24 protein-coding genes are annotated in these 24,365 nt (G+C 69.0%); 13 read left to right on the forward strand and 11 right to left on the reverse strand.

Features of this window, described 5'->3' with window-relative positions:
• Positions 1-32: 32 nt before the first annotated feature.
• From G472_RS0103230 to G472_RS0103245, 4 genes are all read left to right on the forward strand, one after another.
• Positions 33-818 (forward strand): OmpA family protein, encoded by a 786-nt coding sequence (locus tag G472_RS0103230; RefSeq protein ID WP_051340254.1) that lies wholly within the window; start codon positions 33-35, stop codon positions 816-818.
• 49 nt (positions 819-867) lie between these two features.
• Entirely contained in the window at positions 868-2,043 is a 1,176-nt protein-coding gene (locus G472_RS0103235; protein WP_029007220.1) for a hypothetical protein, read from the forward strand.
• Between the two features lie 22 nt (positions 2,044-2,065).
• A complete protein-coding gene (locus tag G472_RS0103240) occupies positions 2,066-3,409 on the forward strand; it encodes a peptidoglycan -binding protein (RefSeq protein ID WP_029007221.1) in 1,344 nt (447 codons plus the stop codon).
• Between the two features lie 117 nt (positions 3,410-3,526).
• Positions 3,527-3,949: a hypothetical protein gene (locus tag G472_RS0103245; RefSeq protein WP_029007222.1), complete on the forward strand. Its 423-nt coding sequence runs from the start codon at positions 3,527-3,529 to the stop codon at positions 3,947-3,949.
• A gap of 7 nt (positions 3,950-3,956) precedes the next feature.
• Here G472_RS0103245 and G472_RS0103250 read toward each other — a convergent pair whose 3' ends face one another.
• A complete protein-coding gene (locus G472_RS0103250; RefSeq protein ID WP_029007223.1) occupies positions 3,957-4,310 on the reverse strand; it encodes a carboxymuconolactone decarboxylase family protein in 354 nt (117 codons plus the stop codon).
• 193 nt (positions 4,311-4,503) lie between these two features.
• On the opposite strand from G472_RS0103250, the gene G472_RS0103255 reads away from it, so the two are divergent.
• Complete coding sequence (locus G472_RS0103255) at positions 4,504-4,746, forward strand: DUF1178 family protein (RefSeq protein ID WP_029007224.1); 243 nt, start codon at positions 4,504-4,506, stop codon at positions 4,744-4,746.
• Between the two features lie 51 nt (positions 4,747-4,797).
• Here the strand turns inward: G472_RS0103255 and G472_RS0103260 are convergent, their stop codons facing one another.
• The 4 genes from G472_RS0103260 to G472_RS0103275 form a co-directional block, all read right to left on the reverse strand.
• A complete protein-coding gene (locus G472_RS0103260; protein WP_029007225.1) occupies positions 4,798-6,351 on the reverse strand; it encodes a SpoVR family protein in 1,554 nt (517 codons plus the stop codon).
• A gap of 10 nt (positions 6,352-6,361) precedes the next feature.
• Positions 6,362-7,651 carry a YeaH/YhbH family protein gene (locus G472_RS0103265; protein WP_035690739.1) on the reverse strand — a complete coding sequence of 430 codons (1,290 nt, stop codon included), beginning with the start codon at positions 7,649-7,651 and terminating at the stop codon, positions 6,362-6,364.
• A gap of 44 nt (positions 7,652-7,695) precedes the next feature.
• Positions 7,696-9,642: a PrkA family serine protein kinase gene (locus G472_RS0103270; RefSeq protein ID WP_029007227.1), complete on the reverse strand. Its 1,947-nt coding sequence runs from the start codon at positions 9,640-9,642 to the stop codon at positions 7,696-7,698.
• A gap of 726 nt (positions 9,643-10,368) precedes the next feature.
• Entirely contained in the window at positions 10,369-10,773 is a 405-nt protein-coding gene (locus tag G472_RS0103275) for a response regulator (protein ID WP_029007228.1), read from the reverse strand.
• 91 nt (positions 10,774-10,864) lie between these two features.
• Here G472_RS0103275 and G472_RS0103280 point away from each other — a divergent pair, with 91 nt between their 5' ends.
• Positions 10,865-11,758 (forward strand): DUF4743 domain-containing protein, encoded by an 894-nt coding sequence (locus G472_RS0103280; RefSeq protein ID WP_342667905.1) that lies wholly within the window; start codon positions 10,865-10,867, stop codon positions 11,756-11,758.
• Positions 11,759-11,764: 6 nt separating this feature from the next.
• Here G472_RS0103280 and gluQRS read toward each other — a convergent pair whose 3' ends face one another.
• On the reverse strand, positions 11,765-12,616 hold the full coding sequence (gene gluQRS / locus G472_RS0103285; protein WP_029007230.1) for a tRNA glutamyl-Q(34) synthetase GluQRS: 852 nt from the start codon (positions 12,614-12,616) through the stop codon (positions 11,765-11,767).
• 170 nt (positions 12,617-12,786) lie between these two features.
• On the reverse strand, positions 12,787-12,960 hold the full coding sequence (locus G472_RS39375) for a hypothetical protein (protein WP_169732767.1): 174 nt from the start codon (positions 12,958-12,960) through the stop codon (positions 12,787-12,789).
• 124 nt (positions 12,961-13,084) lie between these two features.
• On the opposite strand from G472_RS39375, the gene G472_RS0103295 reads away from it, so the two are divergent.
• The 4 genes from G472_RS0103295 to G472_RS0103310 all read left to right on the forward strand — a co-directional run bounded on the left by G472_RS0103295 (position 13,085) and on the right by G472_RS0103310 (position 18,622).
• The gene (locus tag G472_RS0103295; protein WP_029007231.1) at positions 13,085-13,756 is read left to right on the forward strand and encodes an alpha/beta hydrolase; all 672 of its coding nucleotides are present in this window, start codon (positions 13,085-13,087) and stop codon (positions 13,754-13,756) included.
• A gap of 210 nt (positions 13,757-13,966) precedes the next feature.
• Entirely contained in the window at positions 13,967-14,530 is a 564-nt protein-coding gene (locus tag G472_RS0103300) for an HNH endonuclease (protein ID WP_029007232.1), read from the forward strand.
• Between the two features lie 306 nt (positions 14,531-14,836).
• Complete coding sequence (gene mgtE, locus G472_RS0103305; RefSeq protein WP_029007233.1) at positions 14,837-16,252, forward strand: magnesium transporter; 1,416 nt, start codon at positions 14,837-14,839, stop codon at positions 16,250-16,252.
• 123 nt (positions 16,253-16,375) lie between these two features.
• Positions 16,376-18,622 carry a patatin-like phospholipase family protein gene (locus G472_RS0103310; protein WP_084536402.1) on the forward strand — a complete coding sequence of 749 codons (2,247 nt, stop codon included), beginning with the start codon at positions 16,376-16,378 and terminating at the stop codon, positions 18,620-18,622.
• Positions 18,623-18,625: 3 nt separating this feature from the next.
• Here the strand turns inward: G472_RS0103310 and G472_RS0103315 are convergent, their stop codons facing one another.
• The 3 genes from G472_RS0103315 to G472_RS30995 form a co-directional block, all read right to left on the reverse strand.
• Positions 18,626-18,952, reverse strand: a complete 327-nt coding sequence (locus G472_RS0103315; RefSeq protein ID WP_029007235.1) for a hypothetical protein — start codon at positions 18,950-18,952, stop codon at positions 18,626-18,628.
• A gap of 105 nt (positions 18,953-19,057) precedes the next feature.
• Positions 19,058-19,660: a demethoxyubiquinone hydroxylase family protein gene (locus tag G472_RS0103320; RefSeq protein WP_029007236.1), complete on the reverse strand. Its 603-nt coding sequence runs from the start codon at positions 19,658-19,660 to the stop codon at positions 19,058-19,060.
• A complete protein-coding gene (locus G472_RS30995; protein ID WP_035690742.1) occupies positions 19,657-20,166 on the reverse strand; it encodes a disulfide bond formation protein B in 510 nt (169 codons plus the stop codon). The genes G472_RS0103320 and G472_RS30995 overlap by 4 nt, the downstream gene beginning before the upstream one ends.
• 110 nt (positions 20,167-20,276) lie before the next feature.
• On the opposite strand from G472_RS30995, the gene G472_RS31000 reads away from it, so the two are divergent.
• Together G472_RS31000 and mgtE (G472_RS0103335) are read left to right on the forward strand one after the other, a co-directional pair.
• Positions 20,277-21,356 (forward strand): patatin-like phospholipase family protein, encoded by a 1,080-nt coding sequence (locus G472_RS31000; protein WP_084536403.1) that lies wholly within the window; start codon positions 20,277-20,279, stop codon positions 21,354-21,356.
• A 19-nt stretch (positions 21,357-21,375) separates the two neighbouring features.
• Entirely contained in the window at positions 21,376-22,797 is a 1,422-nt protein-coding gene (gene mgtE, locus G472_RS0103335; protein WP_029007237.1) for a magnesium transporter, read from the forward strand.
• A gap of 30 nt (positions 22,798-22,827) precedes the next feature.
• Here the strand turns inward: mgtE (G472_RS0103335) and G472_RS0103340 are convergent, their stop codons facing one another.
• The gene (locus tag G472_RS0103340) at positions 22,828-23,454 is read right to left on the reverse strand and encodes a pyridoxamine 5'-phosphate oxidase family protein (RefSeq protein ID WP_029007238.1); all 627 of its coding nucleotides are present in this window, start codon (positions 23,452-23,454) and stop codon (positions 22,828-22,830) included.
• Between the two features lie 84 nt (positions 23,455-23,538).
• Here G472_RS0103340 and G472_RS31005 point away from each other — a divergent pair, with 84 nt between their 5' ends.
• Positions 23,539-24,360 (forward strand): AraC family transcriptional regulator, encoded by an 822-nt coding sequence (locus tag G472_RS31005; RefSeq protein WP_051340259.1) that lies wholly within the window; start codon positions 23,539-23,541, stop codon positions 24,358-24,360.
• Positions 24,361-24,365: the final 5 nt, after the last annotated feature.

Raw genomic sequence — 24,365 nt, forward strand, 5'->3', positions numbered from 1 at the left:
GGGCACTGCTCACCGGGGGTATTCACGCAGGCATGATCCGGTACTCGAAGCCATCCGCCGGACGTCGGGCGGCGCGTCTGGCGCTGGCCGTCGGCGTGCTCCTGGCCGGACTCGCGGGTCCGGCCTCCGCTCAGGTGAACGTGACCGTGACCCGCCCGGCGGCGCCGGGATCGGGCGCACCCCTGTCCCTGGAGAACGCGGTGCCGCTGGCGGTGCCGCCACCACCACCGGTGCGTGCACCGCGCCCGATCGCCGCCCCGCCGCGATTCGTTGCCCCGACGCCCATCGAGGCACCGCCGCCGCCCGAAGTGGCGGCGCTGCCGCCGGTACCTCCGCCCGCCCTGCCGGCCGGGGCTCCCCCCCTTCCGCCTCCGCGCGAGGCTCCGAGCGCTCCGGAGCCCGCCCCGGACGTCGCGGTCGCTCCGGTCGAGCCCGCGCGCCCGCAACCGCCGGCACAGGACACGCAAACGGCGGCCCTGCCGCCGCCGCCCGCCGCTGTCCCGGCGATGGAGGATTTCAGCGTCGTCTACGCCGGTGCCGTCACCGCGCTGCCCGAGGACGCCGAGGCCCTGGTGGAGACGGCCGCCGCCCGCCTGCGCGCCGACGAGCGGCTGCGCCTGCAACTGCGCTCCTACGCAGAGGCCGGCGCCGAGACCGAGCGTGACGCCCGCCGTATGTCGCTGGAGCGCGCCCTGGCCCTGCGCGAGCGTTTGGCGGCCCACGGCGTGCGCAGCACCCGCGTCGATATCCGCGCGCTCGGCGCCACCGCTCCGGATGGCCCGCCCGACCGGATCGATGTGGAATTCCTGAACGATTGAGTCCGAGCCCGACCGGCCGCCCCGCCGACACTCCAGGAGGTCCCTTCCCATGACGCGCCCGGAGCGCTTTCTGACCCGGATGATCATCTTCCTGGTCATCGTGGTGGCGGTGGCCGCACTGCTGTTCCCGGCCCTGGAGAACGCCTTCCTAACCAATCCGGCGCTGAACGGGATGATCCTGGCGACGCTGCTGGTGGGCATCGTCTACATCTTCCGTCAGGTGTGGACGCTGCGCCGCGAGGTGGAGTGGCTGGAGCATTTCCGGCGCGACGCGCGCCCCGGCGGGGCGGGTGCGGACGTGTCGGACGTGTCGGAGCCGGTGCTCCTGGCCCCCATGGCGCGCATGCTGGGGGAGCGCAAGGGACGCCTGATGCTGTCAGCGCTGTCCATGCGCTCGCTGCTGGACGGCATCGCCGCCCGGCTCGACGAATCGCGGGAGCTGTCGCGCTACCTTATCGGCCTGCTGATCTTCCTCGGCCTGCTCGGCACCTTCTGGGGCCTGCTGCACACCGTGCGCTCGGTGGGGTCGGTCATCGGCAGCCTGTCGGTCCAGGGCAGCGACGTGGCCAGCATGTTCACCAACCTGCAATCGGGGCTGGAGGCACCGCTGACCGGCATGGGCACGGCGTTCAGCTCGTCCCTGTTCGGCCTGGCCGGGTCGCTGGTGCTGGGTTTCCTGGAGTTGCAGGCGACCCAGGCCCAGCACCGCTTCTTCCAGGATGTGGAGGATTGGCTGTCAGGGGCGACGCGGCTGTCCACCGGCGCCGCGGGCGGGCTGGAAACCGGCGACCAGTCGGTTCCGATCTACGTCCAGGCATTGTTGGAGCAGACGGCGGAGAACCTGGAATCGCTCCAGCGCACCGTCGCCGGTGCCGAGGAGGGGCGGCGGGCCGCCAACGCCCAGGTGCTGGCCCTCACCGAGCGGCTGGCCACCCTGACCGACCAGATGCGCGCCGAGCAGCAGTTGCTGCTGAAGCTGGGGGAGAGCCAGGTGCAGATGAAGCACCTGCTGGCCCGATTGTCGGAGGCGGCGACCACCGGCTTCGGCATGGACGACGCCTCGCGCCAGCACCTGCGCAACATCGACATCTATCTTGCCCGGCTGGTCGAAGAATCGGCCAGCGGCCGGACCCAGTCGGTGCAGGAGATCCGCAGCGAGATCAAGGTCCTGACCCGCACCATCGCCGCCCTGGCCGAGGACGCCGAGCGGACCGACGGCCGGTGAGCCGGCGAGGAGCACGCAAACCATGGCCAGTCTGAGTCGTCGCAGCGGCTACCGCGAGGTGAACGCCTGGCCCGGCTGGGTCGACGCGCTGTCGTCGCTCATCATGGTCGTGATGTTCCTGCTGATGGTGTTCGTCGTCACCCAGTTCTATCTGGCCAACGTCATCACCGGCCGGGACGAACAGCTTGTCCGCCTCAACACCCGCATCGCCGAACTGAACGACCTGCTGGCCCTGGAGCGCGACGCCAACGCCGACCTGCGCCTGAACATCACCCAGCTCTCCGACGAGCTTCAGGCGTCCATCACCGCGCGCGAGGACATGAGTTCCCAGATGCTGATGCTCCAGGACGAGCGCGACCGGCTGGAGCGCGCGGCGACGGAGCTGGAACGCACGGTGCGGGCCGACCGCGAGACGATCGAGCTGAAGCTGCGCGAGGTCGCCAGCCTGGAGGCCGACCTGCGGGCCCTGCGCGAAGCCCGCCAGCGCCTGGAGGGCGAGATCGCCGAAATGGGAACGGCGTTGCGCCTGACCCGCGAGGAGCGGGAACGGCTGCTGGCCGAACTGGGCACCGTGCGCGACCGGGCGCAGGCCCTGGAATCCACCCTGGCCGACGCCAACCAGCGCACCATGCTGGCCCAGCGCACCATCGAGCAGCGCGACATCCGCATCGAAGAGCTTCTGGCCGCCCTGGACACGGCCGCCGGCGCGCTGGACGAGGAGAAGGCCCTGGTCAGCCGTACCGAGGAGCAGATTGCCGTCCTGAACCGCGAGATGATGGCCCTGCGCGCCGAGCTGGCCCGCCTCAACGCCGCCCTGGAGGCATCGGAGGCGCTGGCCGAGGAGCAGCGCGTGCAGATCGTCGACCTGGGCAGCCGCCTCAACCAGGCGCTGGCCAGCAAGGTCCAGGAGCTGGCCCGCTATCGTTCGGAGTTCTTCGGCCGGGTGCGGGAGGCGTTGGGCAACCGCCCCGACGTCCGCATCGTCGGCGACCGCTTCGTCTTCCAGTCGGAGCTGCTGTTCCCGTCGGGTTCGGCGACGCTTCAGGAGAGCGGCCGGCAGCGGTTGGCCGAACTGGCCCAGACGCTGATCGAAATCGGCCGCAACATCCCGCCGGAGATCAACTGGGTGCTGCGCGTCGACGGGCACACCGACATCCGCCCCATCGCCACCTACCAGTTCCCGTCCAACTGGGAGCTGTCCGCCGCGCGCGCCATATCGGTGGTCAAGTTCCTGATGGAGCAGGGCATCCCCGCCGACCGCCTGGTCGCCGCCGGCTTCGGCGAACACCAGCCGCTCGACCCCGCCACCGGCGAGGACGCCATGGCCCGCAACCGCCGCATCGAGATCAAGCTGGACCAGCGGTGACCGGCGCTCCCATTCCATATCGCAGAATTGTTCCGGGACCCGGCCATGCCGACGGGCCGTTTGTCGGGTAGACTCGGAACCGGCAAGATCGGCACCATCACAAGGCTGGAGGACGGAATGGAAACCAAAGCCAACGTCAACGACCGCGCGAGCATCGAAGCCGTCTACCCCAAGGCGGACTTCGACCAGGATGCCCACCAGAACACGCGCGACCGCGCGCGCGTCCATCATGGGTTGGCGATCCTCTCCGCGCCCGCGGCGGACGGCAGCTTCAGCATCGCCCGCGAACACCGCCACGTGGCGGAGACGCAGGAGGGCTCCCACTCCTATTTCCTGTTCCCGTTGCTCGATCCGGCCGAATACGGGACGACGCTGCGGTCGGCGAACGGCTACGACGGCCCCTTCAAGCCCGTCATGCCGCCCGCCGATCCGGAAGCCCACTACCACCACTTCATCGAGGACGTCATCGAAACCGCGAAGACGGCGCACTTCCCGCCGACCTTCACGGCGCAGCAGCTCAAGGGCTTCCTGGGCGGCTGACCGGGTCTCAGCCCTTCTTCAGCGCGGTGAACTGGTCGAACGCCTCGACCGCCTGGGCGGCGTACATGACCGACGGGCCGGCGCCCATGTAGATGGCCATCCCCATGGTCTCCATGACTTCTTCGCGGCTGGCGCCGTGCTCGACCGCGGCCTTGGCGTGGAAGGCGACGCAACCGTCGCAGCGCGTCGCCACCGCGATGGCCAGCGCGATCAGCTCCTTCGTTTTCGTGTCGAGGACGTTGGTTCCCGTCGCCGACCGGGCCATCTCGGAGAAGGCCTTCATCACATCGGGGGTGCCGCCGCGCAGCTCCTTCATCGCGGCGACGAGGTCCTTGGTCATCTGCGACCAGTCGTGAACCATGGATATCTCCTTTGCAGGCCAAACACTTTAGCGGCTGCTAAAATACTGAAGCCTGCTGCAGCGCGAAAGCCCCGGCCGGTGCAACCCTGCCCTGCCGGGGCTCGCCGCGCATCGAACCACCGCTTGGCGCGGCCAACGGATTCGGGTAGAAGACGGCTCAATACCCCCATCCCAAATCCGGGAACTGCGAGCGATGATCCTCTACGCGCTGCGTTGCGATTGTGGCCACGAGTTCGACGAGTGGTTCGACAACATGGCCGACTATGACGCCCGCAAAGGCGCCATCGCCTGCCCCTCCTGCGGTGGCACCAAGGTGGAGAAGGCCATCATGGCGCCCAGCGTCGGCAAGGCCAGGGCTGCGGCGGCCGCGCCGCCGCCGGCCTGCAACCCGGCCGGCTGTTCGAACGCCGGCTGTCCGATGGCGCAGTTCATGTGAACGGCAACGCCCCCTCTCCCGGATCGGCAGAGGGGGCTGCAGCGCCGGGCGTCACGCCACCATGGCGGTGGGTGCGGTGACGGCGTGCTCCTTGAGGATGGCGTCGGACACCGCCGACACCTCGACAAGCTGCACCTCGTAGCCCCAGAGGTTGGCGATGTGGCGCAGCACCGCCTTGGTGTCCGCTTCGTCCAGCAACACGCCGTTGGTCACGCGGTGGTGCAGGATCAGTTTGCGGTCGCCGGCCAGGTCCACGTCGACGATCTGCAGGTCGGGTTCCAGATAGGCCAGGTCATACTGGCGGGCGAGCAGCCTGCGCAGGTTGCGGTACCCGCGCTCGTTGTGGATGTTCTCCACCAGCAGATACGGGTCCTCGGAATCGTCGCGCACCGAGAACAGCTTCAGCTTACGGATCAGCGCCGGGCTCAGATACTGCAGGACGAAACTCTCGTCGCGGTAGTTGGCCCAGGCCTCCCGCACCGCGGCGATGCCGTCTCCGGAACCGGCCAGGTCCGGAAACCACTGGCGGTCCTCCTCGGTCGGGCTCTCGGCGATGCGCTGGATGTCCTGCATCATCGCGAACCCCAGCGCGTAGGGGTTGATCCCGGAGAAACGCGGATCGTCGAATTCCGGCTGGAACACCACCGACGTGTGGGAATGCAGGAACTCCAGCATCGCCCCTTCGGTGATCATCCCGCGCTCGAACATCCGGTTCATGATCGTGTAATGGACGAAGGTGGCGCAACCCTCGTTCATCAGCTTGGTTTGCTTCTGCGGGTAGAAATACTGGGAGATGTGGCGGACGATGCGGAGGATCTCGCGCTGCCAATGCTCCAGACGCGGCGCCTTCTTCTCGAGAAAGTAGAGCAGGTTCTCCTCGGGCAAGCCCAGCAGCTTCTTGCGTTCACTGACGGTGCGGGACGGCTGGCGGCCCCCGGCCGGACGCGGCACCGTGCGCCAGAGATCGTTGAAGGTCTGCTCCTGGTACTCCTGCCGGTCACGGTTCCGCTTCAACTCGGCCATCAGGTCCAACGGGCGCTTCTTGGGATACTTGTGCACGCCCTGGGGCATGATGGCGTGGGCGGCGTCAAGGACGCGCTCCACCGCCGGCAAGCCGTAGCGCTCCTCGCACTGGGAGATGTAGGCCTTGGCGAATTCCAGATAGTCGAGGATGCCATGAGCATCCGTCCACTGCTGGAAAAGCTGGTTGTTCTTGAAGAAATGATTGTGTCCGAACGCCGCGTGGGCGATCACCAGCGTCTGCATCGTCATGGTGTTCTCTTCCATGATGTAGCTGATGCAGGGGCTGGAGTTGATGACGATCTCGTAGGCCAGGCCGCGCATGCCCTTGCGGTAAAGCATCTCATCGCGGGCGAAGTGCTTGCCGAACGACCAGTGCTTGTACATCAGCGGCATGCCGATGGAGGAGTAGGCGTCGAGCATCTGCTCCGCCGTGATGACCTCGATCTGGTTGGGATAAACGTCCAGACCGAGTTCCTTCTGCGCGATGTGCTCGATGGCGTCATAGACGCGCTTGATCTTGTCGTAGTCCCAGTCGGCCCCGTCGTACAGCGGACCTTCGGAACGGGTGATGACGGCGGTCATGATGCCTCCCTCACGCGCCGACCTTGTCGCGGGCGAACAGCTCGCGGAAGACCGGGAAAATCTCACGACGCGAGCGGACGCGCCGCATGGCGAGCGGCAGGTCCGGCCGCTGGACGAGCTTGTAGGTGCGCCACAGCTCGGTCTCCCGGCCCAGCGCCGACAGCCCCATGTTGTGTTCCGCCGCGACCTCGATGTAGGCGAAGTACTGGCACAGGGGCAGGATGCCGTCGCGCAGCAGGGCGGCCGAGCGGGCGTTGTCGGACGACATGTTGTCGCCGTCCGACGCCTGGGCGGCATAGATGTTCCACTCGTTCTCGGGGTAGCGCTCGCGCACCACCCGCTGCATCTCCTCCAGCGCGGTCGACACCACGGTGCCGCCGGTCTCGGTGGAATAGAAGAACGTCTCCTCGTCCACCTCCTTCGCCTCATGGGTGTGACGGATGAAGACGATGTCGACGGAACGGTAGCGCTTCTTCAGGAACAGGTAGAGCAGCATGAAGAACCGCTTGGCCAGGTCCTTCATATGCTCGGTCATGGAGCCGGAGACGTCCATCAGGCAGAACATCACCGCCTGCGCGATGGGCTTCGGCACGGATTCGAAGCGGTTGTAGCGCACATCGATGGGATCGATGAAGGGGATGCGGCGCGACCGCAGCCGGACATGGTCCAGGTGCCGGCGCATCTCCTCCAGCCGCTCCGGGTCGTCGCCGCGCGCCTCCGCGTCGGCCAGTTCGCGCTCCAGCTCCAGCAGCTCGTCCGGCTTGGGGCGCCGCAGCGCGATGCGCCGGGACAGGCTGTTGCGCATGGTGCGCACCAGGTTGAGGTTCGACGGCGACCCGCTGACCGAGTAGCCGGCCCGCGTCAACGAGAAGGACTCGGACTGCTTGACCTTCTGCTTCACCAGATCGGGAAGCTCCAGGTCCTCCAGGAAGATGTCGAGGAACTCCTCGCGGGAGAGGACGAAGCGGAAATCGTCCTCGCCCTCCCCGTCCGGGCTGCCTTCCCGGCCGCGGCCACCCCCTTCCTCGGGACGGGGGATGGTGTCGCCCTCCACATACTCGTGGTTGCCGGGGACGACGTAGTCGCGCACGCCCCCGCTGCGGGCACGGTGGAGAGTGGGCTCCCGCACGCCTCCGGTCGAGATGGAGATCTTGTCGCCGTTCTCGATGTCCTGGATTCCGCGCTTGCTCGATGCCTCGCGGACCGCCTTCACGACCTGCTCCTTGGCACGGCGCAGGAAACGCTGGCGGTTGGCCAGGCTCTTGCCCTGCGGGTTCAGGCGGCGGTCGATGATGTTCATCAATGGGAAGCCCTCGCCATCCGTTGCTGTGTGCGGTCCCGGCGTTACCCGGCCTGCTTGACCCGCATGTACCATTCCACCAGACGGCGGACCTGCCGCTCGGTGTAACCGCGCGACATCATGCGGGAGACGAACTCGGTGTGCTTCTTCTCGGACTCGCTGTCCTTCTTGGACCCGAAGGAGATCACCGGCAGCAGGTCCTCCACCTGGGAGAACATCCGCTTTTCGATCACCTCACGGATTTTTTCGTAGGACGTCCACGACGGGTTGCGCCCCTGGTTGGCGGCTTTGGCGCGCAGCGCGAACTTGACGACCTCGTTGCGGAAGTCCTTGGGGTTGGCGATGCCCGCCGGCTTCTCGATCTTGGTCAGCTCCTGGTTCAGCAGCTCGCGGTTCAGCAGCTGGCCGGTGTCCGGGTCCTTGAAGTCCTGATCCTCGATCCACGCGTCGGCGTAGTCGACGTAGCGGTCAAACAGGTTCTGTCCGTAATCGTGATAGGATTCCAGATACGCCTTCTGGATCTCGTTCCCGATGAACTCGGCGTAGCGCGGGGCCAGTTCGGCCTTGATGAACTCGATGTACTTCTTCTCGGTTTCATCCGGGAACTGTTCACGCTTGATGGACTGCTCCAGGATGTACATCAGATGCACGGGATCGGCAGCGATCTCGTTGCTGTCGTAGTTGAAGGTGGCGGCCAGCACCTTGAAGGCGAAGCGGGTGGAGATGCCGTCCATGCCCTCGTCAACGCCGGCCTGGTCGCGGTACTCCTGCATCGACTTGGCCTTGGGGTCGGTCTCCTTCAGGCTCTCACCGTCGTAGACGCGCATCTTGGAATAGAGGCTGCTGTTCGGGTGGTCGCGCAGCCGCGACAGGACCGAGAAGCGGGCCAGCATTTCCAGCGTCGCCGGGGCGCAGGGCGCCTGCGACAGGTCGGAACCGGCGATCAGCTTGTCATAGATGTTCTGCTCTTCGGTGACCCGCAGGCAGTAGGGCACCTTGATAACGCAGATGCGGTCGATGAAGGCTTCGTTGTTCTTGTTGTTCTTGAAGGTCTGCCACTCCGCCTCGTTGGAGTGGGCGAGGATGATTCCCTGATAGGGGATGGCGCCGATGTTCTCCGAGCCGACATAGTTCCCCTCCTGCGTCGCGGTCAGGAGCGGGTGCAGCATCTTGATGGGCGCCTTGAACATCTCGACGAATTCCATGATGCCCTGGGTGGCCCGGTTCAGGCCGCCCGAGAAGCTGTAGGCGTCGGGATCGTTCTGGCTGAACATCTCCAGCTTGCGGATGTCGACCTTGCCGACCAGCGAGGAGATGTCCTGGTTGTTCTCGTCGCCCGGCTCGGTCTTGGTGACGCAGATCTGCCGCAGCTTCGAGGGATGGACCTTGACGACCCGGAAGCGCGAGATGTCGCCCCCGAACTCGTCCAGGCGCTTGATGGCCCAGGGGCTCATCAGGCCGGTCATACGGCGGCGCGGGATGCCGTAGCGCTCCTCGATCAGTTCGCCCATCTCCTCCGGGTTGAAGAGGCCCAGCGGGCTCTCGAACACCGGCGAGATTTCCTTGCCCGCCTTCAGCACATAGACCGGGCACCTCTCCATCAGGGACTTCAGCCGCTCCGCCAGGGACGACTTGCCGCCGCCGACCGGACCCAGCAGGTAGAGGATCTGCTTGCGCTCCTCCAGCCCCTGGGCGGCGTGGCGGAAGAAGCCGACGATCCGCTCGATCGTTTCTTCCATGCCGTAGAAGTCGGAAAAGGCGGGATACACCTTGATGGTCCGGTTCATGAAGATCCGCCCGACGCGCGGATCCTTGGAGGTGTCCACCACCTCCGGCTCGCCGATGGCGGCCAGGATGCGCTCCGGAGCGGACGCGTACATCATCGGATCATTGCGGCAGCCCTCGAGGTACTCGGTGAGGGTCAGTTCCGCCTCGCGGCGACCCTCGTAGGCTTGCGCATATCGAGTGAACAGTTCGTCGGCCGGGAACATTCCTCACTCCGTATTCCTGGGTCACATCCATCGGCGCGTCCCGCAGGGCGTTCGACCGCCAGGGGGCAGCGTACGCCGCCGCAGTCCAAGGGGAGAGGCAGGCGCCAGAGCCCGCAACCGCTCCCGCTCACCGTCCAAATCCAGCGCTTCCATGCAATCGGCGGCCGAACGCGGCGCACCGGTAAGAGTGTTGATTCTGAATGTAATGCTCCAGTTAGGGCTTTCCAGGCGCCAAAACCGGAAACTGAAGGTGCTGCCATTGCGCAACACGCGATCACCCGCGCCCTTCGGCAGCCGCCGCGCCCATGTGCTGACAGGCCGGGATGGCGGGCGCCGCTTGCCGGCGCCGGGAGACGTCTCCGGGTGCCGCTCCGTCCGGACAAGCTTGGCGCAGGTCGTCACGCCATCATCCTCCAGAGCATGTCTCGTGCCGTCAGGTGGCGGCAACGCGAAAGCCGAAGTTCAGGTTGGTCAACAAAGGTTAACAACTCCCTATGATCCGGGGCGGCTCAACCGTACGCGGCGATTCACACCTGCAGATGGAGTCCATTAACGCAGGAAAGGCGCCGCCGGGTCCACCCCTTCCAAAGGGAGAGGGGCTCCTAAGAGAGATGGGGAGCGGCGCGCCCGCGTGCCAACGTCGACGTTCGGAGCGTTGGAAGCGCTCCGAACGGCCGCGTGGCGGGCATACCAACGGCAGAGGTACGCGGCACGGCCGGGGCCGTATCAGGCCGTTCGGCCGGACAGCTTCTCTTCCAGGGAGGCGCGCAGGGAGTCCGGCGTCGCCGGCTTGACGATGAAGGTGCCCACACCCAGCGCCCGGGCTTGCGTCACCGCAGCGGGATCGGCCCGATTGGTCAGGAAGATAACGGGCAGGTCGCGGTCGCGCGGGTCGCCGCTGTCGCGCAGGGCCCTGAGGAAACCAAGCCCGTCCACCGGCGTCATCTCCACGTCGCACACCACCGCATCGGGCGCGTGGGCGCGCACCGCCGCCAGGCCGGCCGCGCCGTCGCCGGCCTGGTGCACCGCCTTGAACCCGAGATTCGTCAGCATCTTCGCCAGAACCATCCGGGTAAAGGCTTCGTCCTCGATGACGAGGACCGAGCGGGTCCCGAAGTCCGTCCCAATCATGACCCTGCTCCCGCACCGGTGCCTGATCCCGTATCTACGATGGGCAACAAGGGCGATGCAACACCGACTCCGGGCTCATGATGCCGGAGGCTTGCGCGTCCGGCCGGCGCCGGAGTACACCGGGGCCATGGGCTTCCTCGACCACATCCGCGCCTGCAACACCGGCGACCCCGCGGCCTACCGCCCCTTCGCGGTGGACGGCGTGCGGGTCGGCTGGATCGCTCCGTCCCTGGCCGACGCCCTGCCGGACGTCGATCCCGGTTTCATCGTGACCCCGGACCGGGTCACCCTGGCGCCGGAGCTGCGCGACTTCGAGAGCCGCTCGTCGGCTCTCGACCGGGCCGCCCGCCATCTGGTGGACACCGGCGTGGTGCGCGGGCTGCGGGGCGAGCACTATCCCGTCATGGCCCGCTGGGGTGCGGAGCCGATGATGCGCATCGACCGCGCCGCGGTGACCCCGTTCGGCGTCGCCGCCTATGGCCTGCATGTCAACGGGTTCGTGCGCGACGGGACCGGCGGCCTGTCCGTGTGGGTGGCGCGGCGGGCGAGCGACCGGGCGGTGTCGCCCGGCAAGTTCGACAACCTCATCGGCGGCGGCCAGCCCATCGGGCTGACTCTGGCGGAGAATCTGGCCAAGGAGGCACAGGAGGAAGCCGGGATCGACGATCCCGCCATCATCGCCCGCGCCGTGCCGGTCGGGGCGATCACCTATCTGATGGGCACCGGTCTCGGTCTGAAGCCCGACACCCTGTTCATCTACGATCTGGAACTGGACCCCGGCTTCACGCCCGTCAACACCGACGGCGAGGTCGAGGCGTTCGAGCTGTGGCCGGTCGAGCGGGTGATGGACAGCGTGCGCGACACCGACGCGTGGAAGTTCAACGTGAACCTGGTGGTGATCGATTTCCTGATCCGCCACGGGCATCTCACCCCCGATCATCCAGACTACCTGGACCTGGTGTCCGGCCTGCGCCGTCCGCTGTAGCCCACCTCACCCGGCGTCGGGAAAGCCCGCCATGGCCCGCACCTCGGCCGGGGTGTGACCGGCAGCGCGCAGAGTCCGCAGGGACCGCGCGCCGTCCCGCTTGGCCAGGCGCACGCCGCGCTCGTCGGTGAGCAGCCCGTGATGGTGCCACTCCGGTGCGGGCAGGCCGAGCAGGGCCTGCAACAGCCGGTGCAGATGGGTGGCGAAAAACAGGTCCTCGCCGCGCGTCACCAGCGTCACCCCTTGTAGGGCGTCGTCGACGGTGACGCTGAGATGATAGCTGGTCGGCGTGTCCTTGCGCGCCAGCACCACGTCACCGAGGATCTGCGGCGTCGCGTCCTGCCAGCCGCGGCCGCGGTCATGCCAGCGCAGCGGGCCGGCGCGCTCCATGGCGCGCCGCACGTCCAGGCGCAGGGCGAAGGCGTCGCCCGCGTCGCGCCGGCGGTCCCGTTCCGCCGCGCTCCGGGTGCGGCAGGTGCCGGGGTAGAGCGGCCCGTCGGGACCATGCGGGGCATGCCCCGCCCGGGCGATCTCGGCGGCGATGTCCTTGCGGGTGCAAAAGCAGGGATACACGAGCCCCGCGTCCTCCAGCCGCGCCAGGGCGGCACGGTAGTCGTCCGCGTGCTCCGACTGGCGGCGCACCGGCGTTTCCCAGCGCAGGCCGAGCCAGGCCAGATCCTCCAGCAGGTCACGTTCGAAGTCCGCCCGGCAGCGGCCGGGGTCGATGTCTTCGATGCGCAGCAGGAAGCGCCCCTGCGCCCGGCGTGCGGCCTGCCAGCCGAACAGGGCGGAATGGGCGTGCCCCAGGTGCAGATGACCGGTGGGGCTGGGGGCGAAGCGGGTTGTGACGGCGCTCATGGCGCCTCTATAGCGCATCCGCCCGCCGGCGTGATCCCGCGGATGCAGGGATCTCATACCAACGGCACCTGAAGGGTGCCGTTGGTATGACCCTTTCGATCAATGCCAAGGCATTGATCTGCCGGGTTTCACGGCCGGAAAATGATGGAAGTGATCATTTTCCGGCCGTATCAGTAATACGGGTTGTCGCGGATCGGCTCGACGGGGATCTCGTCCTCGTCCTCGTCCTGCAGCAGCGCCAGCCGGCGGCGCAGTTCCCGGTCGAACGCCTCGATGCGTCGGCGCCGTTCCGTTTCCTCCCGCTCCTGCCGCCGGGCGGCCAGGTCGATGATGATCGCGGTCATGCCAAATCCCCCTTCGGACGATCCCCCTCGCGTGCTGTCGCCACCATGCCGCCGCTAAAGTTAACGCGCCGTAACCTTCGGCACGGTTGACAGCCCCCCTCCCCCTTGGATCACCATTTGTCACATGAACACGCCATCCGCCCTGCCCCGCCTGTCCGGACCCGCGGTCGCGCCTGTCGCCGGCGGTCCGGCCCGTTCCCTGGTCGTCATGCTGCACGGTGTCGGCGCCGACGGTACCGACCTGATCGATCTGGCGACCTACCTCTCACCGGCACTGCCCCACACCGCCTTCGTGGCGCCCGACGCACCGTTTCCGTGCGACCTCGCCCCCTACGGCCGGCAATGGTTCAGCCTGCAGGACCGCTCGCCCCCGGCGCTCAGCATCGGCGCGCGCGCCGCCGCCCCCATCCTGAACGCCTACATCGACGAGCAACTGGCGTTGCACGGGCTGGGCCCCGACCGGCTGGCGCTGCTGGGATTCTCCCAGGGCTGCATGATGGCGCTGCACGTGGCGCCGCGGCGCACGCCCGCCATCGCCGGAGTCGTCGGCTATTCCGGAGCCCTGGCCGACACCGGCGACCTGGCGCACGAGGTGGCAGCACGGCCGCCGGTGCTGCTGGTCCACGGCGACTGGGACGACGTGGTGTCCGTGGAAGCCCTGCCCCGTGCGGCGGCCGCGCTGAAGGCGGCCGGGCTGCCGGTCGAGGCGCACGTGCGCCCCGATCTCGGCCACAGCATCGACGCCGAGGGGCTGGCGCTCGGCCGTGACTTTCTGTCGCGGGTGCTCTCCGGATGACCCCGCCACCCCCACGGAATCCCCTGCGGACGGAGTATCCGGAAGGTTACGGAGAGATGAAGATTTGCGGTGCCCGGGGACCCTGGACTCACGAGATGTTGAGTTGGCGCCCCCGATCGCTTATGTATCTGGTGCTGTTTCCCGGATGGTGCGGTCAGATCGCCGTGAGATGACGGGCATCCGGGAGGGGACCAGACGAGGGAGTGGCCATTGGCTCCACCACCCGATCACTGTCCGGCTCTGGTGCTGAACGCGGACTTCCGTCCGCTCAGCTACTTCCCGCTGTCCCTGTGGTCCTGGCAGGAGACGGTGAAGGCGGTGTTCCTCGACCGCGTCAACATCGTGTCCGAATATGACCGGGTCGTCCGCTCCCCCACCTTCACGATCCGCTTGCCGAGCGTGATTTCGCTGAAGGAGTACATCCCGGCTACCCGCCGCCCGGCCTTCACCCGCTTCAACGTGTTCCTGCGCGACCGCTTCACCTGCCAATACTGTGGCAACCCGTTCCCGACGCAGGAGTTGACGTTCGACCATGTGACCCCGCGTTCCCGCGGCGGCCGCACCACGTGGGAGAACGTCGTCACCTCCTGTTCCGCCTGCAACCTGATCAAGGGGAACCGGTTGCCCCATGTCTGCGGGATGCTTCCTCTAACCCCGCCGTTCCAACCCTCGGTCCACGAGTTGCAAGAGAACGGACGCTCCTTCCCGCCAAACTTCCTTCACGAAAGTTGGCGGGATTTTCTTTATTGGGACACCGAACTGGAGCCCGGCTGACAGGGCCGCACCGCACCGCCGACGGTGCCATTCCCCGCAATCGGAACCCCTTGCCTTTTTGCGCCGTGCAGCGCACAAGGGCCGTGCGCCTGCGAACGGTTATCCGGCAGCGCACCAACACCACGGAACGAACAATGGACCACGGCGACAGTAGCCCCTGCGGGGACAGTCGACACAACCCGATGACGCGGCCGGCGACGGCCGCGCAGCGTCGTCCGGCCCGGTTGGCCGGGGCAGGTCCGGCGGCCCGGTAGGCCGCGCCGGTCCGCCTCCGGTCGCCCGCTCCGGCGACCCATGGAGGCGGACATGCACGAGAACGTTTTCACCAACCGCGACATCCTGCCGGCCGCGCTCGACGGATCGGCGGTCGATTACCGGCTGCTGCACCGGGCGGTGCAGGACTGCCTGGCCAAGGGCGACCGGGACTCGGTCACCGCCTTCTTCGAAGAGCAGCACCCGGCCGACACCGCCAACTTCCTGGGCGGGCTGGAGCAGCAGGAGATCTGCGCCATTCTGCGCGTGCTGCCGCTGGACGTGCGCGCCGAGGTGTTCGGGTACTTCCCCGACGCGCTGCAAGGCGACCTCGCCCGCTGCCTGGGCCGGGCGGAGCTGGCCGAACTGGTGGGCGAGATGTCGGCCGACGAGCGCGCCGACCTGTTCAACCGGCTGAGCGAGGAGCAGCGGGAAGCCCTGCTGCCGGCCCTGGCGCAGGCGGAGCGCGAGGACATCCGCCGCCTCGCCGGCTATGCCGAGGGGACGGTGGGCGCGGTCATGACGTCCGAATACGCGACGCTCGCCCCGGACCTCACCGCCCGTGCAGCGATCGACAAACTGCGCCTCGAGGCGCCGGCCAAGGAGACCATCTACCGCGCCTATGTGATCGACGCCGACCGCCGGCTGGTCGGCGCGGTGCGTCTGGCCGACCTCATCCTCGCCGGGCCGGAGGAGCGGGTCGAGGCCCTGATGGAGCGCGCCACCCATGCGGTGCGGGTGGACGACGACCAGGAGGTGGCCGCCCGCCGGATCGCCCGTTACGACGTGCTGGCGCTGCCGGTGGTGGACGCCGACGGCCGCATCGTCGGCATCGTCACCCACGACGACGCCATGGACGTGGCCGAGCAGGAGGCGACCGAGGATTTCCACAAGCACGGCACCGTTGCCAACCTGACCACCAGCCTGAAGGACGCGACCATCGCGCTGCTTTACCGCAAGCGGGTGTTCTGGCTGGTCATCCTGGTGTTCGGCAACCTGTTCTCGGGCGCCGGCATCGCGGCGTTCGAGGATCTGATCGCGGCCAACGTGGCGCTGGTGTTCTTCCTGCCGCTGCTGATCGACAGCGGCGGCAACGCCGGCTCGCAGTCGGCGACGCTGATGGTGCGTGCGCTGGCCACCGGCGACGTGCACCTGCGGGACTGGGGGCGCATGCTCGGGCGCGAAGCCATGGTGGCCGGCCTGCTCGGCCTGACCATGGCGGTCGCGGTGTCGGCCATCGGGCTGGTGCGCGGCGGGCCGGAGATCGCCCTGATCGTCTCCACCACGATGGTCATCATCGTGCTGGTGGGCAGCCTGGTTGGCATGTCCCTGCCCTTCCTGCTGAGCCGCTTCAAGCTCGACCCCGCGTCGGCCAGCGCACCGCTGATCACCTCGATCTCCGATGCGTCGGGGGTGCTGATCTACTTCGCCATCGCCACCACCGTGCTGCCCGCCGCCACCGGCGCCTGACCATGACGCGCCGCCCGCCGCCGCGGGCGGATGCCGGCCGACGTTCGGTCACGGAACGTTTGTTGACCCCGCACCTCGCCCGCGGATATACCCGTTAAGTCATAGCTTGCCGCGGGGGTATTCGTGTCCGGTCCGCTCGTCCGTCGCACCCCGTTCCGCCGCGTCGGTTTCGCGGCTCTCGCCCTCGCCTTAACCCTTGGCTTCGCCCTGACGGTTCCCGTGGCCCGGGCCGCGGCACCGGAGGGGCGTCCGCGCATCGGCCTGGTGCTCAGCGGCGGCGGCGCCCTCGGCGCCACCCACGTGGGCGTGCTGAAGGTGCTGGAGGAGCTGCGCATCCCCGTCGACGTGATCGCCGGCACCAGCATGGGCTCCATCGTCGGCGGCCTCTACGCCATGGGCCTGACCGCCAACGAGCTGGAGTCGCTGGTCGCCACCATCGACTGGGCCGACGCCTTCGCCGACCGGCCGGAACGCGGCGACCGCTCGTTCCGCAGCAAGTCCGAGGATTACGGCTTCCTGCTCGACCTCAAGGTCGGGCTGAAGGACGGCGGCGTCCAGCTTCCGGCCGGGCTGATCCAGGGGCAGAAGCTGACGCTGATGCTGCGCGCCCTGACCCTGCGCACCCGCAACGTCACCGATTTCGACCAGTTGCCCATCCGGTACCGGGCCGTCGCCGCCGACCTGGAAACGGGCCGGGCGGTGGTGCTGGGCCGCGGCAACCTGGCCACGGCCATGCGCGCCAGCATGTCCGTGCCCGGCGTCTTCCCGCCCGTCGACCTGGACGGCAAGCTGCTGGTGGACGGCGGCGTGGCCAACAACCTGCCCGTCGACGTGGCCCGCGCCATGGGGGCCGACGTGCTGATCGTCGTCGACATCCCGTCCGTCCTGAAGAAGCGCAACGAGCTGACCTCCACCGTGGACATCGCCGGCCAGATGCTGACCGTGCTGATCCAGCAGAATTCCCTGCTCCAGCTCGCCAGCCTGGGACCGCGCGACATTCTGATCCAGCCCGATCTCGGCACCATGGGGTCGAGCGATTTCGGCCGCATCATGGACGCCGTCGGCCCCGGCGAGGCGGCGGCGCGCAAGGTGGCCGACCGGCTGCGCGCCCTGACCATGACGCCCGAAGCCTACGCCGCCGACAAGACGGCGCGCGGGCGGGAGGAGGTGGAAACGCCGGTCATCCACTTCGTCGAGATCGTGAACAAGACCGGCCTCAGCGACCGCCGCATCCGCAGCTTCATCCGGCAGAAGGTGGGTGAACCGCTGGACGTGGCGCAGGTGGAGCAGGACTTCACGCGCCTGTACGGCCTGGGCAACTTCGAGCAGATCGACTATGCCCTGGTCACCCGCGACGGGCGGGCCGGCATGGTGGTGACGGCCACGGAGAAATCGTGGGCCAAGGATTATCTGCGCGCCGGCCTGGCGCTGGAGCATGACCTGAGCGGTGACTCCAGCTACGTGCTGGGCCTGGGCATCAACTTCACCGCGCTCAACGCCTACGGGGCGGAGTGGCGCAACCAGGTGGCCTTCGGCTCCGAACAGCAGCTCCTGACCGAGTTCTACCAGCCGCTGCAACCCGAACCGGGGCTGTACCTCAGCGCGTCGGCCAGCTACACCCGCGACGACACCAAGACGTGGGTGGGCGGCGCGCCGGCGGCGGAGTACCGGATCACCCAGTACGGCGGCGCCGTCTTCCTCGGCCACGAGCTGGGGACCATCGGCGACCTCCGCCTCGGCTACACCTTCGGCGCCGGCGAGGTCGATCGCCGGATCGGCACGGCGGGACCCGATGATTTCGACTTCACCTACGGGCGCGCCGTCGCGAACCTCACCGTCGACACCGTGGACAACCTGGGCTTCCCGTCCCGCGGTCTGCTGGCCGTGGTGAACCTGGCGCACGCCGACCCGGCGCTGGGGGCCGACGAGCGCTACACCCGGATCGAGGCGGCGGCCAACCAGGCCATCAGCTTCGGGCGCAACCGCGTGCTGATCGGCGGGCGCGCCGGCACCGCGCTGGACGGCGACCTGCCGGTCTATCACCGCTTCTCGGTAGGCGGCCTGTTCAACGTGTCCGGCTATGCCCGTGACGAGATCTCCACGGCCAACCTGGCCATGGGACGGTTCACCGTCATGCGCGCGCTCAACGAGACCACGCCGCTGGCCTTCAACCTGCCGCTCTACGCCGGCCTGTCGGTGGAGGCGGCGGCGGTGGACGACGACGCCGACGGCGGCAATCTCGGCCGCTTCATCATCGGCGCCAGCCTGTTCGCCGCCGCGGACACGCCGCTGGGGCCGCTTTACGTCGGGTACGGCCGCGCCGACGGCGGCCGTCAGGCCGCCTATCTCTACTTCGGCAAGATGTTCTGACGATTACCAGGGACGCGGCGGCCCCCAGCCCCAGCCGCGCGGCGGCGGTGGCGGCGGGCCGTGGCGGCGCGGCCGGTCGAGCACCATGGGGCCGTGCGGGCCGGGTACCAGATAGCCCAGCGGACGGCCGTAGCGGTCGCGGACCACCGGCGGCGGCCCGTACAGGTGCCGGCTTCGGTGATCGAACCCGAAGTGCGGCGGCGGCCCGCCGCGGCCCCGCCCGTCCGACCAATCGTAGCGGAAGGAGAAGCCGTCGGCGCGAGCCGGCGCCGACACGGCCACCATGGCCGCGACGCCCGCGGCAAGGCCGAGAATCCGCAACAGGGTCATGGGTGATCCGGGCGCCCGCGCGCCGCCTCCGCCGGTGGGACTGCCGGTATGAACGGTGGCGCGGCGCGGATTATTCCGGACGCGGGATCACCGGGATCACCGGGATCACACCCGCTCGGCCACCCCGATGGCGGCGCGCGTGCCGGCGCGGATGGCGGCGGACAGCAGCGGATAGGCCGGCGCCTGCTCGGCCCCGTGGGCCAGGCCGAGGTCCCGATGCTCCACCTCCTCCGCCTGGAAGCGGGTGATGGAGTCCTTCAGCTCCTGCTCCTCCGGCCCCAGCCGTTCGAGCTGGGCGGCGTAGTGGCCGTCGATGACCTCCTCCACCGCGACGGTGCAGGCCATGGCGGCACGCTCCCCCAGCAGCGCGGTGCCGGCCCCCAGCAGGAACCCGGCTACGTGCCAGAACGGTTGCAGCAGCGTCGGCCGCACCCGGCGGCGGACGATCTGCTCCTCGAAATAGCGCAGGTGCTCCAGCTCCTGCGCGGCCATGTGGCGGAGCATGCGGCCATGGCGGCCCCGCCCCATGACGGCGATCTGCCCCTCGTAGATGCGCTTGGCGCCGTATTCGCCGGCGTGGTCGACGCGGCAGACGCGGGCAAGGTACTCCTGCGGCGTCGGGTCGCCGGGCAGGCGGCCGCGGCGGCGGGCGGGGGCCGGCGCGGCATCGGGCGCGGTGGCGGGACGCTCGTCGAGGATGGCGGTCATTCCGGGCTCCGGGTGTAGGCGATGCGCGCGGCGACGAACGCGAAGGCCGCCAGCGCCAGCGAGATCACGACGTTGTATCCGGCCATGGAGATGCCGAACAGGGACCAGGGCACCTCGTCGCAGCGCACGACGGGGGCCGCCATCACCAGGGCGCGCATCGCTTCCAGGGAATCGGCCGTGCCGGTCGCGCCGCATCCCGACGTGCCGGCCCACCAGTGCTGTTCGACCCCCACGTGATAGGCGGCGATCCCCGCGTTGGCCAGCAGGGCCAGGCCGCTGGCCACCAGCATGGCGTCGCCGACGCCGCGCCAGCGGCGGAACGCCAGCGCCAGCCCGGCAAAGACCAGCACCGCCACGTACGGCCAGCGCTGCCAGATGCACAGCACGCACGGCTGGTAACCGAAGCCGTACTGGAAGACCAACGCCGCGGCCAGCACGCCGGCGCTGGTGAGGGCCAGCAGCAGCGCGGGGTACCGCGGATCGAGGAGGTAGGGGCGCAGCGTCATGATCCCCCTGATATACCCCTCCCCGGCACCCGTTGCCAGCGCACAGCGGAACGAAACGCCGTCTGCGCGGTTGGAAAGCCCGGTCACGGGCACCCGGATCGGAGGACGGCATGGCTGCCGCAGCAAACCCACTGACCATCAACCTGGCGCTGCAAGGCGGCGGCGCCCACGGCGCCTTCACCTGGGGCGTGCTGGACCGGCTGCTGGAGGAACCGGGGCTGGCGGTCGAAGGCATCAGCGGCACCAGCGCCGGCGCCATGAACGCGGCGGTGCTGGCACAGGGCTATGCGCGGGGCGGTCCGGACGGCGCGCGGGCGGCGCTGGACCGCTTCTGGACGCGCATCGGCGACCATGCGGTGATCAGCCCGATCCGCCGCACCTGGATCGACCGGCTGCTGGGGCGCTGGAACGTCGACGCCTCCCCCACCGCCCTGATGTTCGACCTGATGGTGCGCCTCGTCTCGCCCTATCAGGCCAACCCGCTGGGCCTGTCGCCGCTGCGCGGTGTTCTGGAGGAGACCATCGACTTCAGTGCCCTGGCCGCACCGGGGGCGCCCAAGCTGTTCGTGTCCACCACCAACGCCCGGACGGGGGAACTGCACGTCTTTGCCGGGGCGGCGGTGACGGCGGACGTGCTGCTGGCCTCCGCCTGCCTGCCGTTCCTGTTTCACGCGGTGGAGATCGGCGGCGACCCCCACTGGGACGGCGGCTACACCGCCAACCCGGCTCTGGCGCCCCTGATCCGCGACTGCACCAGCCCCGACATGGTGGTGGTGAAGGTCAACCCGGTGCGCCGCGACGGCACCCCCCGCACCGCGGCGGAGATCATGAACCGGGTCAACGAGGTCAGCTTCAACGCCGCGATCCTTCAGGAAATGCGGACCATCGAGGCCATGCAGTCGCTTCTCGACGACGCCGACGTGGCGGGGAACCCGACCCTTGCCCGCATCCGGGCGGCGCGCATCCACGTCGTCGCGGCGGACGAGGAGCTGGCGGACATGGGCGTGGCCAGCAAGATGAACCCGGAACCGGACTTCCTGCACCATCTGAAGGCGCTGGGACGGGCGCGGGCCGACGGCTGGCTGCGCGAGACGCGCGGCGCGCTGGGCCGGCGCTCCACCGCCGGCTCCGGCAGCGACTATGTCGGCGCCTGCGGCGGCCGGCCGGCGCCGCGGCGGCGGACCGCCTGACCGGCCCCGGAACACCGCGATGCCGGACCTTCCCGTGCCCGCCCCGGACCCGGTCGCTCCATCGGTCGCGGGGGACGCCGCCGAGGTCGAGCGGCTGCGCCGCTCGGTCCGCGACCGGCTGAAGGACGGTGCGCCGGACGCCATCGCCGCCCTGTTCATCCGGCGGCACCCGGCGGACACCGCCCTGGTCCTGGACAGGCTGACGACGGACGAGACCTGCGCGGTGCTGCGCGCCCTGCCGCCGGCGCTGCGCAGCGCCGTGTTCGGGTACTTCACCGACGCCTGCCAGGGGGATCTGGCCCGCTGCCTGGCCCGGCGGGAGTTCGCCGACCTGGTTAGCCGCATGTCCGCCGACGAGCGCGCCGACCTGTACAACCGCCTGACCGAGGAGCAGCAGCGCACCCTGCTGCCGGCGCTGGCCCAGGCGGAGCGGGAGGACATCCGGCGTCTGGCCGGTTACCGCCGCGGCACCGCCGGCGCGGTGATGACCTCGGAATACGCCACCCTCACCCCCGGCGTGACCGCGCGCGACGCGATCGAACAGCTCCGCCGTGAGGCTCCGGACAAGGAGACGATCTACGACGCCTATGTCATCGACGAGGACCGGCGGCTGCTGGGCGTGGTCAGCCTGCGCGACCTCATCATGGCCGAGGCGGAGGCGCGGGTGGCCGATTTCATGGTCGGCAACCCCATCGCCGCCCCGGTCGACACCCGGTCGGAGGAGATCGCCGCCCGCATCGCCCGCTACGACCTGCATTCGCTGCCCATCATCGACGGCGACGGACGACTGGTCGGCATCGTCACCCAGGACGACGCCATGGACGTGGTGGAGCAAGAGGCGACGGAGGACTTCCACCGCTCCGCCACCGTCCTGCCCCTGGACGGCAGCGTGCGCCATGCCCGCCTGCATCATCTCTACCGCAAGCGGGTGTCGTGGCTGGTGCTGCTGGTGTTCGGCAACCTGCTGTCGGGGGCCGGCATCGCCCTGTTCGAGGACACCATCGCCGCCCACATCACGCTGGTGTTCTTCCTGCCCCTGCTGATCGCCAGCGGTGGCAATGCCGGTGCCCAGGCGTCCACCCTGATGGTCCGGGCCATCGCCACGGGCGACGTGCGCATGTCCGACTGGAGCCGCATGCTGGGGCGCGAGATCGTCGTGGCCACGGCGCTGGGGGTGACCATGGCGCTGACCGTCTCGCTGATCGGGGTGGCGCGCGGCGGCGTCGCCATCGCCGGCGTGGTGGCGGCCACCATGGTGCTGGTGGTGCTGGCCGGCAGCCTGATCGGCCTGTCCCTGCCCTTCATCCTGAACCGGCTGAAGCTGGACCCGGCGACCGCCAGCGGCCCGCTGGTCACCTCCATCGCCGACGTGATCGGCGTCGTCACCTATTTCGCCATCGCCACCGCGGTGCTGCCGCTGGGCACGGGCGCCGGCGGCTGAAGCGGCTTGCCGCCCGGGGACGGCGTGGCATCAGCCGTACAGGTCGTGCCGAACCGCGTGCGTGTAATGCGCGTCGATGGCCGCGGCAGCGGCCTCGTTCTGCCTTGTCATGGCGGTGAGCATCTGTCCGGGGGTCGGCAGGGCGCCGCGCTCGATCCGCGATTCCGGGGCCCACAGCTTCGCCCTGTTCAGGGCCTTGCCGCAGTGGAACAGCACCTCATCCACGGTCACGACGATCGCCGTTTTGGGAACTTTCGCGCCCTCGGCAAGGTCGGCGCGAAGGGCCGGATCGTCGGTGACCCGGCCGCGGCCGTTGATCCGCATGAAGACCTCCAGGCCGGGAAACAGGAACAGCATTCCCACCCGGTCGTCCTCCGTCAGGTTGCGCATGGACTCGATCCGGTTGTTTCCCGGCCAGTCGGCAAAGGCGACGGTCTTGGGATCGAACATCCTGACGAACCCCGGCGGGCCACCGCGCGGGGACGCGTCCAGCCCGGACTCGCGGCCGGTGGCCAGGCAGAAGAAGGTCGCCCTGGCCAGATAGTCGGCATGGAACCCGATGAGTTCGTGCATGACCGCCTTCCGGATGTGCTCCGCGGGGGGATCATAGAGCCGGTCGAGGTCCGGTGCCGGCGTCGGGTGATTCTGTTGGGTCATTGGCGTGCTCCTGTTCTCCGCACTCTAGCGGAAGGCGCAAGGCGCCGCTAAGCTATAGGAGCCAATCAATAGCGAGTTTACGCCATGTCCGGGGACAAGTTCGCCCTCGCCGCCGGCGATTCACGCGAACCGATCATCATCGCGATCTACCAGGCGCGAGCGGAGTATGGCGAACCGGGGATGCACAGCCACCCGCGCGGCCAGCTTTCCGGTCTGCGCCGCGGGGTGATCACCGTGGGCACCGGGACGCGCACCTGGGTGGTTCCCGCCGACCACGCGGTCTGGCTTCCTCCCCACCAGCCGCACCATGGCTACACCCATGGGGAGGTGGAGGGGTGGAGCTGCTACATCGCGGAGTCCGCCTGCGGGACGCTTCCGGACCGGCCCTGCATCATCAAGGTGTCGGGGCTGTTGCGGGAGGCCGTGATCCGGGCCTCCGGCTGGCAGGGACGGGAGATGGACGCGGCGCAATGGCGCCTCGCCATGGTGCTCCTTGATGAACTCAGGGCCGCCCCCGTCGAGCCCTTCAACCTGCCGATGCCGGCCGATCCGCGCCTTGCCCGGATCGCCCGCGCGCTGCTCGACGACCCGGGGGACCGGCGCAGCATGGACGCGTGGGCGGCGTGGGCGGGCGTGTCCGAGCGTACGCTGAGCCGCCGCTTCGTGGTCGAGACCGGCTACAGCTACACCGTGTGGCGGCAGCGGGCCCGGCTGATGCGCGCGCTGGAGATGCTGGCCGAGGGAACACCGGTGACCACCGTCGCCCTGGACCTGGGCTATGACAGCGTCAGCGCCTTCATCGCCGTGTTCAAGCGGATTCTGGGCGTCACACCGTCGGCCTATTTCAGCAGCAACGCCCGGCCGGACCCGCCCGGAGCGGCTTTCGGCCGACGTCCCTTGTCATGATCATC

The organism is Azospirillum halopraeferens DSM 3675, assembly GCF_000429625.1.
Taxonomy (GTDB): Bacteria; Pseudomonadota; Alphaproteobacteria; order Azospirillales; family Azospirillaceae; genus Azospirillum; species Azospirillum halopraeferens.

Coding starts and splice junctions, on each gene's coding strand:
- G472_RS0103230 (WP_051340254.1), top strand. CDS start 33: ATGATCCGGTACTCGAAGCCATCCGCCGGACGTCGGGCGGCGCGTCTG.
- G472_RS0103235 (WP_029007220.1), top strand. CDS start 868: ATGACGCGCCCGGAGCGCTTTCTGACCCGGATGATCATCTTCCTGGTC.
- G472_RS0103240 (WP_029007221.1), top strand. CDS start 2,066: ATGGCCAGTCTGAGTCGTCGCAGCGGCTACCGCGAGGTGAACGCCTGG.
- G472_RS0103245 (WP_029007222.1), top strand. CDS start 3,527: ATGGAAACCAAAGCCAACGTCAACGACCGCGCGAGCATCGAAGCCGTC.
- G472_RS0103250 (WP_029007223.1), bottom strand. CDS start 4,310: ATGGTTCACGACTGGTCGCAGATGACCAAGGACCTCGTCGCCGCGATG.
- G472_RS0103255 (WP_029007224.1), top strand. CDS start 4,504: ATGATCCTCTACGCGCTGCGTTGCGATTGTGGCCACGAGTTCGACGAG.
- G472_RS0103260 (WP_029007225.1), bottom strand. CDS start 6,351: ATGACCGCCGTCATCACCCGTTCCGAAGGTCCGCTGTACGACGGGGCC.
- G472_RS0103265 (WP_035690739.1), bottom strand. CDS start 7,651: ATGAACATCATCGACCGCCGCCTGAACCCGCAGGGCAAGAGCCTGGCC.
- G472_RS0103270 (WP_029007227.1), bottom strand. CDS start 9,642: ATGTTCCCGGCCGACGAACTGTTCACTCGATATGCGCAAGCCTACGAG.
- G472_RS0103275 (WP_029007228.1), bottom strand. CDS start 10,773: ATGATTGGGACGGACTTCGGGACCCGCTCGGTCCTCGTCATCGAGGAC.
- gluQRS (WP_029007230.1), bottom strand. CDS start 12,616: ATGAGCGCCGTCACAACCCGCTTCGCCCCCAGCCCCACCGGTCATCTG.
- G472_RS39375 (WP_169732767.1), bottom strand. CDS start 12,960: ATGACCGCGATCATCATCGACCTGGCCGCCCGGCGGCAGGAGCGGGAG.
- G472_RS0103295 (WP_029007231.1), top strand. CDS start 13,085: ATGAACACGCCATCCGCCCTGCCCCGCCTGTCCGGACCCGCGGTCGCG.
- mgtE (WP_029007233.1), top strand. CDS start 14,837: ATGCACGAGAACGTTTTCACCAACCGCGACATCCTGCCGGCCGCGCTC.
- G472_RS0103315 (WP_029007235.1), bottom strand. CDS start 18,952: ATGACCCTGTTGCGGATTCTCGGCCTTGCCGCGGGCGTCGCGGCCATG.
- G472_RS0103320 (WP_029007236.1), bottom strand. CDS start 19,660: ATGACCGCCATCCTCGACGAGCGTCCCGCCACCGCGCCCGATGCCGCG.
- G472_RS30995 (WP_035690742.1), bottom strand. CDS start 20,166: ATGACGCTGCGCCCCTACCTCCTCGATCCGCGGTACCCCGCGCTGCTG.
- G472_RS31000 (WP_084536403.1), top strand. CDS start 20,277: ATGGCTGCCGCAGCAAACCCACTGACCATCAACCTGGCGCTGCAAGGC.
- mgtE (WP_029007237.1), top strand. CDS start 21,376: ATGCCGGACCTTCCCGTGCCCGCCCCGGACCCGGTCGCTCCATCGGTC.
- G472_RS0103340 (WP_029007238.1), bottom strand. CDS start 23,454: ATGACCCAACAGAATCACCCGACGCCGGCACCGGACCTCGACCGGCTC.
- G472_RS31005 (WP_051340259.1), top strand. CDS start 23,539: ATGTCCGGGGACAAGTTCGCCCTCGCCGCCGGCGATTCACGCGAACCG.